Raw genomic sequence first — 12,286 nt, 5'->3', positions numbered from 1 at the left:
ATCAGCTATACACCCGGCATGGATTGGCGCGACCTTCAAACTTTTCTGGTGACGGCCCAGGCCGGATCAACCCAGGCCGCGGCCCGCGAGACGGGTCTGGATCAGAGCACGATTTCTCGACGAATCGGGGCCTTCGAGCACGCCGTGGGGCAACGCCTGTTCGAACGCCTGCCGACCGGGCTCGTACTGACCCCGGCGGGGGAGGCTATGCTGGCAACGGCCCGTGATGTGGAAGACCAGGTCCACGCCCTAGAACGCAGACTCATGGGAGAGGATGCCGATTTGAGCGGAGAGATCCGCCTGACTGTCCCGCCTTACACCATGGATGTGTTTCTGGGTGCCATCCTCGCGGACTTCCATCACCAGTATCCCGATGTTCATGTGGAAGTGGATGTTTCCATGACCGAGGCGAGCCTGACTAAGCGCGAAGCGGATATCGCGGTGCGCGGCTCCAATAATCCGCCTGAACACCTGATCGGCCGCAAGGCCGCCACCTATCATGTGGCCCTTTACGCTCATCGGGACCATGCATCCAAAGGTCTTGAGCAGGACTGGATTGGCTGGGGTACAACCGGGGAGATGGAAGCGTGGGCACGCGAGCTTGATGTCCCGGTCCACGGTCGAATCTGGCATGCCGACGAGATGGGGGCACAGCTATCACTTGCCGCCCAGGGCATGGGAATTGCTGCCCTGCCGGTGATGGTTGGTGACGCCCATCCCGATCTGGTTCGACTGCACGAGGGCAGGAGCTGGCCCAATCGCGATATCTGGGTCCTGACCCACCGAGACCTGTTGCGTTCACCCCGCGTGCGGACCCTGTTCAATACACTGGCAGACGGGATCAAGGCCCATGCCGCCTGTTTTCGCGGCGAAGCGCCTTTCCCGAAACCCCAGCTCTGACACATCTGCTCGTCAGCGTTTGACGGCCATCAGGATACCGTCACCCAGACCCGTGAACGCCATATCGACCCGCGGATCCGCCTTTACGGTCTCAGCAATTGACCGCAGGGCCGCCGTGTCAGCGTCCGCCATGACCTTGGCCGGGTCGGCCACATCTCCGTTCCAGAGGACATTGTCGAACAGGATCACCCCGCCTGGGCGCAGCAAATCCAGCCCGGCTTCATAATAGGCATCGTATCCGGTCTTGTCGGCATCGATGAAAATCATGTCCACCTCACCGACAATCGAAGGAGCGAGGGCACACAGCGTTTCGCGGGCATCACCCAGGGTCAGCTCGATCTGGTCATCCACACCGGCCTGCGCCCAATACGTGCGGGCCTGGTCAGTGTATTCGCGAGAGATATCGCAGCCAAAAAGCCGCGCGTCGGACCCATGCATGTCTTTCATCGCGAGAATGGTCGCCAGGGCGGAATAACCTGTAAACACGCCGATCTCGACGGCGATACGGGCGCGGACCATGCGCGCGCAAATCTGCAGGAAAGCGCCCTGCTCAGGACTGATCTGCATGTTCGCCACATCGCCCATCGCCATTGTGTCTTCACGGCAGGCTTTCAAAGCCGCAGTTTCGTCCCGGTTGGCCGCCTGGACATAAGCTGTGAGGGTCTCATTCAGACCGATGGAGTGTGACATGATCGTCTCCCGAAAAATCCTCTACCCGGTGGCGTGCGATCACTCCACCTCAACCGTCCGGCGCTCTGCCGCAAGATAGGCTTCGGACCGCATTTCCATCAGGCGTGACACAGTCCGTTCGAACTCGAAAGCCCCGTCTCCATCCGGATAAAGATCGCGGGGTTGCGCATCTGCACTCATCACCAGCTTGGTCCGCGCCTCGTAGAGGGCATCGATCAGCGTCACAAACCGCTTCGCCTCATTGCGCTTGTCGCGCTGCAGACGCGGCACGTTTTCCAGCAATACCGTGTGGAAATTGGCGGCAATGGTCAGATAGTCCGCCGGCCCCAGGGGCCGAGCACACAATTCCTCGAAGCTGAAACGAGCGACCCCGGCGGCCTCGCGATGAATATGAAGCTCACGCCCCTGGACCTCCAGCATACAGTGCTGCGGCACGGCGCCCTGTGTCAGACGCTCCCAGGCCCGTTCCATGGACAGTTCGGCATCCATGCCCAGCGGGCAATAATAGACGGGCGCGGCCTGCAACTGGCGCAAACGGTGATCAACCCCGCCATTCAGCTCAAACACCTCCAGACGGGTCTTGAGCAGGTCGATGAAGGGCACGAACAGCTGCCGATTGATGCCATCCTTGTAAAGTTCATCCGGGTGGCGATTGGACGTGGCCACGACCACAACACCCTCGTCAAACATGTGTTCGAACAGCCGGCCCAGGATCATGGCATCCGTGATGTCGGTAACCTGGAATTCGTCAAAGGCCAGAAGACGCGCTTCGCGGGACAGAGCCCGCGCAACCGGTGGAACAGGGTCATCGCCTGCACCACGAACATAGTGAGGCTGACGCTTGCGCTGAGCCGGGGTCAATGCCCGCCAGCCGGCGATGCGACGGTGGACGTCCTGCATGAATTCATGGAAATGCGCGCGCCGCCGCGGTCGCACACCCGCTGTCTCGATGAAGAGATCCATCAGCATGGATTTGCCGCGGCCGACACCTCCCCACATGTAAAGACCGATGGGCGGTGGTTTGGGTTTGCCAAACAGGGGTTTCTTTTCCGGTCGCCAGGACTTCAGGCGCGCCTGTAGTTCCGTGAGCTTGACGGCAGCACGCTCTTGGTCGGCATCGGCGGTCAACTGACCGTCGGCAACGCGGGCGCGCCAGATATCCAAAGGCGTGGTCATGGGAGAGGTCTTACGGCAGGCATGTTTCAATCACATCAACACAACACAGCCCTAAAGCCCGCCGAGCAGGGAGAAAAGGGCGATCACTGCGAGACCTCCGGTCACGACCAGGGCCAGCACCAGAAGGCGGGGCTCGCGAACCTCACGCATGAAGGGTCTCCAGAGCGCTCCGCATCCCGGCCGGAAGGGGTGTCGGGCGTCGGGTCTGTCGATCGACATAGACATGGATGAAATGCCCCTGGGCCGACGGCTGGTCCTCGCCTTCGGCAAAAAGGCCGACCTCATAGCGCACGGATGACGTCCCGATGCGCGTGACCCGAATACCGGCCTCGACAATCTGGGGATAGGCCAGCGGGGCGAAATAGGCGCAACCCGTTTCAACCACCAGACCGATCACCTCGCCCGCCTGGATATCCAGCTCGGCCTGTTCGATCAGGAAGCTGTTCACCGCCGTGTCGAAAAACCCGTAATAGGCAGCATTGTTGATGTGGCCGTAGATATCATTATCCGCCCAGCGCGTGGGAAGAGCGCGAAAGCATTTATAGGCCGCACGGGGATAACGTTCCGGCGCCGTCACAGTACCGCCTCATAACACGCCTGCGCGGCCTCTAATGTCATCGGTCGCGGATTATTGACCAGAAGACGCGTCACCTTCATCGCATCTTCCGCAAGCTGCGGCAGATCATTGTGACTGATGCCGCACTGGCTCAACCGGGTCTCGATCCCCACGGCATCGGCGATGCGTTCCATGTCATCCACGAGGGCCTCGGTGGACGGGTGCAGACCCAGATGCGCGGCTAGTTCAGCGTAGAGCGGCTCGGCCGTCTGCGCATTGTAACGCAGCACCGGGGGCAGCATCAGCGAATTGGACAGCCCGTGCGGGATATGAAAAATCCCGCCGAGCGGATAAGCCAGAGCGTGAACCGCGCCTACAGGGGCATTCGCGAACGCCTGACCGGCCAGAAGGGCCCCCAGCAACATGTCCTCGCGGGCCTGGCGGTTCGATCCATCCAGACAGGCGGCCTCGATGGCGCCGTGGAGTTTTTTCAGACCCGCCAAGGCCAGGGCATCGGAGACCGGGTTTTTCTCGACCCGCGAAGTATAGGCCTCGATCGCATGCACCATCGCATCAATGCCCGTGGCCGCGGTGACCGCACGCGGCAAACCGAGTGTCAGATCAGCATCCAGCACCGCCAGATCCGCATACAGCGCGGGCGCGTTGACGCCCATCTTGGTCGTTTCCCCCACCGTGACAACCGAGATGGGCGTGACTTCTGACCCGGTGCCCGCCGTGGTCGGTATGAGAATAAGGGGAAGGCGCGGCCCCGTGGCCTGGTTAACGCCATACATCGCCTCGAGCGGCTGCGCTGAGCCGAGAAGCATCGCGACCAGTTTAGCCGTATCCAGTGAGGACCCGCCGCCTAGACCCACAACTATCTCCACGCCTGCAGCCCGCGCCTGTTCTGCTGCGGCTCGAACAATCGCTTCGGGTGGGTCCGCCTGCACCTGGTCGTATACGACGACGGTGATTCCTGCGGTCTGAAGAGACGAGAGCGCGCCCTCGATGAGGCCCGCCTGGCGAACACCCGGATCGGTGACCAGAAAACAGGTCCGCTTGTCCTTGAAATGGTCCCCGGTAATGTCCGCCAGACGCTGTGCGCTTCCCGCCCCGACATGGATGTGGGGCACGGTTCGAAAGGCAAAATCAGGCATAAAGTCCCCGCTCGGCATGTGTATTGGCCTCAGTGATGGCAGAGCCAGGAAGCGGCGTCCAGCAGTCGACGCGCGCGTTTGACAAACATTAACCATAAATGCGAATGACTCTCATCAAACATGACTCACCTCCCAAGTCTGCCATCCGGTAGATAAGTGAACAGTGTTTGCGCTAAACCTGCGCCTGAAATGTGAGTACCCATGTCCGTTACCCTGGAAGACGCCCATCAGGGCCTGCTGCTGAAAGTCGAACTCTCTGGTGAAGTTACCGCCACAGAGACCCGCAAGCTCACGCAATGCATCCGATCCCGTCTGGAAGACGGCCCCGCCCGCGCCCTTTTGACCAATGCCCGTCAATACAAAACGATTGGCACCGCTGCGCTGAATGGTGATCTGATCGAAGATTTCCTGCTGTCCATGCCGCCGCACCTGACACTCGCCTTCGTGCGTCCGGTGGACTGGGACGAGAATTTTCGCACGGCTCTGCGTCACCGGATCGAGGACATGCCCGTGGTTCCAGTCGTGTTTGACAATGCTGATGAGGCGCAGGCCTGGGTCACGGAGCGCCTTGACCTTGCGAGTTGATGGCGTTCTCCCAATGATGTTGACAAAAAAGCCCCGGCCTGTGGCCGGGGCTTTCTGATTCACGTCATGCTCGACCCATTACTGCATCGTCGGAATGACAAACGCCTGATCACCGATATCGCCGCTCGGCCAGCGCTGGGTCACCGTCTTGATCTTGGTGAAGAAGCGGATGCCTTCCGTGCCGTACTGATTGGTGTCCGTGAAGGCGGACCGCTTCCAGCCGCCAAAGCTGTGATAGGCCACCGGTACCGGGATCGGGACATTGATCCCCACCATGCCGACATTGACCTTGGCCGCAAACTCACGGGCCGCCAAGCCCGATCGTGTGAAGATCGCCACCCCATTGCCGTACTGGTGTTGGCTGGGCAGGGCCGCCGCCTCTTCCAGGTTTGACGCGCGAACCACCTGGAGCACCGGACCGAAGATCTCTTCCTGGTAGGATTTCATCTCCGGCTTCACACGGTCGAACAGTGTCGGACCAATGAAGAAACCGTTTTCATGTCCCTGAAGCGAAAAGCCGCGACCGTCCAGCAGAAGATCTGCGCCTTCATCCACGCCCATCTGGATATAGCTTTCAATGCGCGCCTTATGCGTCGATGTGACGACAGGCCCATAATGAGCATTGGGGTCGTTCGACACACCCACCTGCAGACTTTCGGCCTCCGCTTTGATGCGGGTGACAAACTCTTCCGCCGTGTCTTCCCCGACCGGCACAGCGACAGGCAGAGCCATGCAACGCTCCCCGGCGGAACCATACGCGGCGCCCAGGAAATCCTTGACGACCTGGTCCATGTCGGCATCCGGCATGATGATGCCGTGGTTTTTCGCACCCCCCATCGCCTGGAAGCGCTTGCCCTGTTCGGTACAGGTGCGCGCGATATAGTGGGCGATGTCGGAAGAGCCGACAAAACTCACGGCCTTGATATCATCATGATGCAAGAGGGCATCGACGGCTTCCTTGTCACCATGCACCACCTGCAGCACGCCTTCCGGCAGACCGGCTTCCATCCACAATTCCGCCAGACGAACCGGTACGGACGGATCGCGTTCAGAGGGTTTGAGCACAAGGGCATTGCCCGTGGCGATGGCCATGCCCATGAACCACATCGGGATCATGGCCGGGAAGTTGAACGGCGAAATACCGGCAACCACACCCAGCGGCTGACGCATGGAATACACGTCAATCCCGCTACCGGCGCTCTCAGTGTACTCACCCTTCATGAGGTGCGGCACACCGCAGGCAAATTCGATCACCTCCAGGCCCCGGATCAGATCACCCTTGGCATCTGCGATCACCTTGCCATGTTCCGAGGAGAGCAATGCGGCCAGGCTATCCATCTCCTGCTCGACCAGGTCCTTGAACCTGAACAGGACGCGCGCGCGACGTTGCGGGTTCATGGCAGCCCAGGCGGCTTGGCCCGTCCGCGCTCCCGCGACTGCGCGGTCCACTTCGTCCGGCGTGGCAAAACCGACGCGAGCTTGAACCTCACCCGTGCTGGGGTTGAAGACATCGCCCTGTCGTTCAGCCGTCCCAATGAAAGACCGTCCGTCGATAAAATGATGGATTTCGCGAGTCATTTAATCCTACTCCCCGGGGATTGTGGTGTTTTCGTGCGGCCAAACCACACGGTCCGGAATTTTCAGCCCGTGTAGATCATCGCCTCACCGGTGTCGAGACCAGCGGCTGGGCCGCAACCGCACTTTGGTATCGCTATCGCGCTCAAAGCCGCTCACAATCCCTTGACCGTAGTTTCATACCGCTTCAAATTATCGGCAGGATATGTGGGGCGGCCGCCCATTCATGCACGCTTGGATTGTTGCGCCAACAAGCCTTGTGTCCATGATTGAGGCAGACGCGCCCTGTCATCTGGAATATGGCGAAAAACGCTTTGTCCGTCGCCCTACAGACGGGCATCAGGGGAAACTCAGAGGGGATTTTGAGTATGAAAAAACAAAACTTGGACACAATGAGCCGACTTGGTCTGAAAGGCCTTATGGCCGCCAGCGCGTCTGCCATTGCGCTGATCGCTGCAGGCGCAGCCAACGCCCTGCCCGTTCGGGATGATATTGGGCCGGATGGTGCGTTTGACGTCAATAATCAGTGGGCCGGCGTGGGCATGATGTTCTCCAACGGCTTTGTGTGTACGGGTCAGCTGGTTAATGCACGCACCGTGATCTTCGCCGCACACTGTGTCGACAATCTGCCGGATGAGGCCTATGGCTCGAATTTCGGCGGCACGGGCATGGTGTTCAGTTTTGCGCCAGACGCCTTCCCGGGCATTGTCGACTGGTTTAACCGCGGATTCCAGACCAATACCGATCTGCTGGCCTATAACGTCCTCCAGGTTCAGACCGTGACCAATCAGGGCCTGCCCTTCCCGGGCGCCGATGTGGCCATGGCGACTTTGGACACGCCAGCGATCGGCCTGCCAACCTATGGCATGCTGTTCTCTCCGGTCACGGAAACCACGGCCGTTTCAACGGTTGGCTACGGCCGCCACGGTACCGGAAGCGGTGGTGATTTCGGTGACATCGACTGGCGTCGCCGCGCGGGCACCAACATGCTCGATGGCCTATTCTCCCAGGATGATTTCCTGGCGGGTCTCTTCGGCCATGGTCCCGGTCTGTGGAGCAATCTGGTCGGCCCAAGCGGCGGCCAGCTTCTCTATCACATGGATTTCGACCGCCCGGACCGCGACGAAGAGGATTGTGCGCGGGGCGCCGTGTTCGCCGGCGACAATGACTATGTGTGTTTCTCGGCCTTTGGCGGCAATGACAATACCGGCCTGGTGACCTTCGACAATAGCTCCGTCTTCCTGGGCACGGACAACATCAACTGGTTCGGTGGTGGCGCGACCGATGGCGAGACCGGCACTGCAGGGGGTGATTCCGGATCGGCCATGTTCGCCAATATCGGCGGGCAGAACCTGATCCTTGGCGTCCTGTCCGGTGGCTGGGGCTTCACCAGCCCGAACGGCGGATATGGTGATGTCAGCTACTACAACCCCCTCTTCCTCTATCAGAACTGGATCATTGACTCGAACCCGATGGTTTACGCCAGCGCCGTCGAAGGTGATGGCAACTGGTCGGATGCCAGCCACTGGCAACAGGATCTGGACCCCAACTATTATGTCCTCGATGCTGAAGGCAATGCCGTCAACGGCACCAATCCGGATGCGCCAACCGATCTGACCGGGGCTCTGGGCACCCAGGACCCGGCCTGGGGCACAATCCTCGACACCACAGTGTCCGACATCCGTGCGCGTGGCCAGGCTACAGAGGGTGAAGGCTCTGCAGCCACAGATGCCAACACATTCACAACGGCCTCTACCGGCGTGGCGGCGACCAATGCGGTTGGAACGGCGACTTTGCCGGGCTTCACACCAGATGCTGCTGTCACAGGTGCTCAGGTCAATGTCTTAGACTCGCTCAACAAGACGGGTAACGTGAATGTCTCGGATCCGCTGGCCGCGCTCAATGGCGTCTCCAGCGATCTGATTGCCCAACTGCCGGCAGGTTGGGTTCCAAACAATGATTTTGGTACCTATGGAACCTTCCAGGGTGCGGCCAGCGGCACCACGGCCCGCTTCTACGACGTAAACCTGTCCCGGGCCGGCACCACCACGGTGGATATGAATGTGGAGCTGGATGGCTTCACCATCTCCCACACCGATGCCGCTCTCGTCGTTGGCGAGAACTATGTCTTCAACACACTGATCGCGTTCAACCAGTTCGCCGGTGACGTTGAGATCAATGGTGTCGTCAACGCCCGCGAATACATGCTCGCCCAGGGCATGCTGTCCGGCTCTGGCCTGCTCAACACCTCTGCTCTTTGGAACGTGGCCGGTGCGGTCAACCCAGGTGAAGTCGGCGGAGTGGGTGAACTGACCCTGTGGGGCGATTACGTTCAAACTCTCGGCGGTGGCCTGGTCATCGATTTTGATGGAAGTGGAAGCGACCACTTCAACATTCTGGGTGACGCGTCGATCGATGGCCTTCTGGCTCTCAACCCGGTCGGTGGTTATGTCCCGCGTTATGGTGACTCTTTCACCTTCCTGACAGTGTCCGGCGAGATGATCGGTGATTTCGCCGCAATCACGGATCTGCCGGGCGTTCTGACCCCGATCCTCAGCCAAGAGAATGGCAGCCTGTCCATCGAGCTGATGGCTGCAGACTTCAGCAGCCAGGCGTCCTTCACGAACGGCGCTCAGGAGACCTGGGGTTCCGCACTGGACGCCTTCCGGGACGACTACTATGCCGACCTGGCGACACTCTACGGCGTTGTCGATCTGCTGCAGGGCGATGATCTGACAACGGCCTTCGACACACTGACACCGCATGACGCGGTTCAGTTTGACCGGAATGTCCGCAGCCAACTGGACGCGCTGTCTTCGGCTCTGAGCGAGCAGCTGGGCGTCAGCTCCTCTACCTACCAGTCCGTGAGCTCCACGGATATCGCCATGGCCTCTCTGTCCCAACGCGGCAAAAGCCTGAACGGCAATGCACGTGTGTTTGGCCAATCGCCGGTTCTGGCGGCTTCGGCCATGTCCAGCGCCATCGATGGCCACGGTGATCACGAACGCAATGGATATGGGTTCCGCGCCTTTGGCTCCGCCGGTGTCATCTCGGGCGAAACCCTGACCTTTGCCAACATGGCGCAGAGCGATCTGGACGGCGAATTCGCCCTGTTGGGTGGTGATTATGCGGTGACAGATTCCCTGCGGATCGGTGCCGCCTTTGGCTGGGCCGACGGTGATACCGAAGCAGGAAGCGCCCTGGGCAATTCCAGCTCCAGCGTCACCACCACCCAGGTCAACGCCTTTGCCAGCTATACCCGCAGTGGTCTCCTGGCAACGATCAACATCAATGCGGCGCAACACGAGCACAATGGCACGCGCACCGCGACATTGGGCAATGTGGCAACGACCATTGCGTCGGATCATGACGCCGACAGCACCGGCATCAGCGCTCACGTGCAGTGGGATAATCGTCGCGGTGAAACCGGCTGGCGCTTTGTACCCATGGCTAGCATTTCGTCCTGGCAGATCGATTACGACGCCGCGCCGCTCACCCCGGGATTGGGTAATGGCACGATCCAGGAACGCTCGACCTATTCCACGGTTGGCCGTGGTGGCGGTGTGCTCAGCTGGGTCGGCGACTCTTTCACTGCCGGCCTCTATGTCGGCGGCGCGAAGGAGTTTGGCGATGATCGGGAAGCCTATCGGTTGTCACTTGTGAATGGGACAGCCGCAACGGTCGGCTTCGAAACCGGTCTGGACGTCGGTACAAGCTGGCAGGAAGTTGCTGCCAGCGTGTCTACGGAACTGCCCTGGGGCGCCGAAGTCTCTGCCTCTTATGAGGTGGATTACGATCGTGAATTCCTCGAGGCGGAAGTCTTCACGGTGAACTACCAGATGCCGTTCTAGTCAGATCTCATTTTGACCTGATCAACCCCCGGCCGCCTCGGCCGGGGGTTTTTCTTTTTTCGACGGATTGTCCGAAGCTGGCCGTAGTACGTATGTCACTTGTGCCACGACAGGATATTTGTCTGAATGAAACGTGTCCCCTTACTCGTCTCGCTTGCCGTTATCTCCCTGTCGGCCTGTACCTCCGGTGCAGATACCCCACACCGCGCCGGCGGGCAGATGATGCGAGACGGGTCCCCTCATGACGACAGACCTGGTCGGGGCACAAGTGACCCCTTCACCCGCGCCAGCGTGATGGTGGAGCAGGGACGATATCGAGATGCGCTCCCCGTCCTGCGTTGCTATGCCAGCCTGGGACGCGGCTACGAGATCGCAGAATATCTGGCCGGTGTCAGCGCCCTGGCCCTGGCAGACGATGAAGCAACCCCGCCTCTCCTTCAGGATGAATACAAGACAGAAGGTCTCGACCGGCTCACCCGGGCTGCGCAGGCAGGCTGGCCCGCCGCACAGTCCGAGCTTGCAATGGCCTATTGGGCTTTCGGAACACCGGCTGCACACCTCGAAGCGGCCTTTTGGGCTCGCGTCTATCGCTCCAACCGCCGAGAGATCCTGATGGGGTTGGATCGCCTGGATGCAAGTATGGAGCGCGAGATCGAAACGATGCTTGACGATACCCAGAAGTCCGAGGTGCAAGCGCGCGCCGACGCCTTTCAGTTCGAGCCCTTGGCCCAGGGGTCTGCGCCGTCGCATTGCCAGCCCCTGATGGCGCAACCCGGATCACAACGCGGCGGCCCTGGGGCCCGAGGCCGCGGCGGGCCTAGCGAGCGCAGGGGAGGTCGCACGGGCTTGACTGAAGATAACCGACTGGACGCGACCTGACCGGGCCCGACCCGACAGGGATGGTTTTAATCGCGGATCTGGCCGATCGCCTTGAGTTCGGCCGTCAGATCGGCCGGTGTCTCGCCGTCAAACAAAGCGAGAAAAGCGCGAATACGACGCTCCATCTGGACGTAGGCCGTTTCAAATGCCGCGTCCTGTTCCGGGCCGGCCGGTTCGACCGCCGCGGGGTCGGGAATACCCCAATGGGCGGATGAAGGTCGTCCGGGCCAGACCGGGCAGGTTTCTGCCGCCGCAGCGTCACATACCGTGAAGATGTAATCGATCGGCGCAGCGTCCGGTCCCGTTCCGAATTCATCCCAGCTCTTGGACCGCAAACCGGTCAGGTCATGCCCCTTGCGCTCGAGCAGAGCGAGCGCCGCTGGATGGACCTGCCCCTTGGGAAAGGATCCTGCGGACACAGCGCTAAACCGTCCGGCACCCAGGGTATTCAGCAGGCTTTCAGCCAGAATGGATCGAGCCGAATTGCCTGTACACAGAAACAGGACTGTGGGCGTGCTCACAGCAAATCTCCAGTTTATCAGGAGCCGAGGAGACTAGGAGGCTTCCTGCATGGCCAGCGGCTCAACCGAACCCGCCGGACCACAGATGTCGGAGCGGCCAGCACAACAATCATGGACGAGATAGTCAACCAGCGAGCGGGCACCGGTCATGTTCAACGCGTACAGGATGGAGCGCGAGCGACGTTCAGAGCTCAACAGGCCGGCGCGTTCAAGCGATTGCAGATGGCCGGTCATTGTGGACGGCGGCACATCAAAACGCTCGGCCAACTGGCCGGCTGGAACACCTTGCGGTGCGCAAGAAGCCAATTCACGGAACAGCATCAGCCGAACCGGATGGGACAGGGCTGCAAAGCCCGCGAGTGCGTCACGATCAGTCATGCGCGTGTCACTACGAGG

At 60.6% G+C, this 12,286-nt stretch carries 11 protein-coding genes; 4 read left to right on the top strand and 7 right to left on the bottom strand.

The features are described from left to right. The first annotated feature begins 18 nt into the window (after positions 1 to 18). The gene (locus RMQ97_RS01670) at positions 19 to 900 is read left to right on the top strand and encodes a LysR family transcriptional regulator (RefSeq protein WP_413659088.1); all 882 of its coding nucleotides are present in this window, start codon (positions 19 to 21) and stop codon (positions 898 to 900) included. A 12-nt stretch (positions 901 to 912) separates the two neighbouring features. On the opposite strand, the gene RMQ97_RS01665 is transcribed toward RMQ97_RS01670, so the two are convergent. The 4 genes from RMQ97_RS01665 to RMQ97_RS01650 all read right to left on the bottom strand — a co-directional run bounded on the left by RMQ97_RS01665 (position 913) and on the right by RMQ97_RS01650 (position 4,479). Further along, positions 913 to 1,590, bottom strand: coding sequence for an O-methyltransferase (locus RMQ97_RS01665; RefSeq protein WP_413659087.1), 678 nt, complete (start codon positions 1,588 to 1,590; stop codon positions 913 to 915). A 39-nt stretch (positions 1,591 to 1,629) separates the two neighbouring features. Further along, positions 1,630 to 2,766, bottom strand: a complete 1,137-nt coding sequence (gene zapE, locus RMQ97_RS01660) for a cell division protein ZapE (protein ID WP_413659086.1) — start codon at positions 2,764 to 2,766, stop codon at positions 1,630 to 1,632. Positions 2,767 to 2,908: 142 nt separating this feature from the next. After that, positions 2,909 to 3,343 carry an acyl-CoA thioesterase gene (locus RMQ97_RS01655; protein ID WP_413659085.1) on the bottom strand — a complete coding sequence of 145 codons (435 nt, stop codon included), beginning with the start codon at positions 3,341 to 3,343 and terminating at the stop codon, positions 2,909 to 2,911. Next, a complete protein-coding gene (locus RMQ97_RS01650) occupies positions 3,340 to 4,479 on the bottom strand; it encodes an iron-containing alcohol dehydrogenase (RefSeq protein ID WP_413659084.1) in 1,140 nt (379 codons plus the stop codon). Before RMQ97_RS01650 ends, RMQ97_RS01655 begins: the two co-directional genes overlap by 4 nt. 201 nt (positions 4,480 to 4,680) lie before the next feature. On the opposite strand from RMQ97_RS01650, the gene RMQ97_RS01645 reads away from it, so the two are divergent. Continuing rightward, positions 4,681 to 5,064, top strand: coding sequence for an STAS/SEC14 domain-containing protein (locus tag RMQ97_RS01645; protein WP_413659083.1), 384 nt, complete (start codon positions 4,681 to 4,683; stop codon positions 5,062 to 5,064). Positions 5,065 to 5,142: 78 nt separating this feature from the next. Here the strand turns inward: RMQ97_RS01645 and RMQ97_RS01640 are convergent, their stop codons facing one another. Continuing rightward, complete coding sequence (locus RMQ97_RS01640) at positions 5,143 to 6,642, bottom strand: CoA-acylating methylmalonate-semialdehyde dehydrogenase (protein ID WP_413659082.1); 1,500 nt, start codon at positions 6,640 to 6,642, stop codon at positions 5,143 to 5,145. Positions 6,643 to 7,031: 389 nt separating this feature from the next. Here RMQ97_RS01640 and RMQ97_RS01635 point away from each other — a divergent pair, with 389 nt between their 5' ends. Both RMQ97_RS01635 and RMQ97_RS01630 read left to right on the top strand, forming a co-directional pair. Beyond that, positions 7,032 to 10,490, top strand: coding sequence for an autotransporter domain-containing protein (locus RMQ97_RS01635; protein WP_413659081.1), 3,459 nt, complete (start codon positions 7,032 to 7,034; stop codon positions 10,488 to 10,490). A gap of 126 nt (positions 10,491 to 10,616) precedes the next feature. Beyond that, the gene (locus RMQ97_RS01630; RefSeq protein ID WP_413659080.1) at positions 10,617 to 11,369 is read left to right on the top strand and encodes a hypothetical protein; all 753 of its coding nucleotides are present in this window, start codon (positions 10,617 to 10,619) and stop codon (positions 11,367 to 11,369) included. A 26-nt stretch (positions 11,370 to 11,395) separates the two neighbouring features. Here RMQ97_RS01630 and RMQ97_RS01625 read toward each other — a convergent pair whose 3' ends face one another. Next, on the bottom strand, positions 11,396 to 11,890 hold the full coding sequence (locus tag RMQ97_RS01625) for an arsenate reductase ArsC (RefSeq protein WP_413659079.1): 495 nt from the start codon (positions 11,888 to 11,890) through the stop codon (positions 11,396 to 11,398). A 33-nt stretch (positions 11,891 to 11,923) separates the two neighbouring features. Further along, a complete protein-coding gene (locus tag RMQ97_RS01620) occupies positions 11,924 to 12,268 on the bottom strand; it encodes an ArsR/SmtB family transcription factor (RefSeq protein WP_413659078.1) in 345 nt (114 codons plus the stop codon). Positions 12,269 to 12,286 lie beyond the last annotated feature (18 nt).

This window comes from Maricaulis sp. D1M11, from assembly GCF_047308265.1.
Taxonomy (GTDB): Bacteria; Pseudomonadota; Alphaproteobacteria; order Caulobacterales; family Maricaulaceae; genus Maricaulis.
Note: the sequence above shows the minus strand (reverse complement) of the source record. Positions and strands in the feature narration are given on the sequence as shown.

Bases quoted from the DNA above. Each gene is read 5' to 3' on its own strand.
- RMQ97_RS01650 (WP_413659084.1), bottom strand. From the start codon at position 4,479: ATGCCTGATTTTGCCTTTCGAACCGTGCCCCACATCCATGTCGGGGCG.
- RMQ97_RS01640 (WP_413659082.1), bottom strand. From the start codon at position 6,642: ATGACTCGCGAAATCCATCATTTTATCGACGGACGGTCTTTCATTGGG.
- RMQ97_RS01635 (WP_413659081.1), top strand. From the start codon at position 7,032: ATGAGCCGACTTGGTCTGAAAGGCCTTATGGCCGCCAGCGCGTCTGCC.
- RMQ97_RS01620 (WP_413659078.1), bottom strand. From the start codon at position 12,268: ATGACTGATCGTGACGCACTCGCGGGCTTTGCAGCCCTGTCCCATCCG.
- RMQ97_RS01670 (WP_413659088.1), top strand. From the start codon at position 19: ATGGATTGGCGCGACCTTCAAACTTTTCTGGTGACGGCCCAGGCCGGA.
- RMQ97_RS01645 (WP_413659083.1), top strand. From the start codon at position 4,681: ATGTCCGTTACCCTGGAAGACGCCCATCAGGGCCTGCTGCTGAAAGTC.
- RMQ97_RS01665 (WP_413659087.1), bottom strand. From the start codon at position 1,590: ATGTCACACTCCATCGGTCTGAATGAGACCCTCACAGCTTATGTCCAG.
- RMQ97_RS01630 (WP_413659080.1), top strand. From the start codon at position 10,617: ATGAAACGTGTCCCCTTACTCGTCTCGCTTGCCGTTATCTCCCTGTCG.
- zapE (WP_413659086.1), bottom strand. From the start codon at position 2,766: ATGACCACGCCTTTGGATATCTGGCGCGCCCGCGTTGCCGACGGTCAG.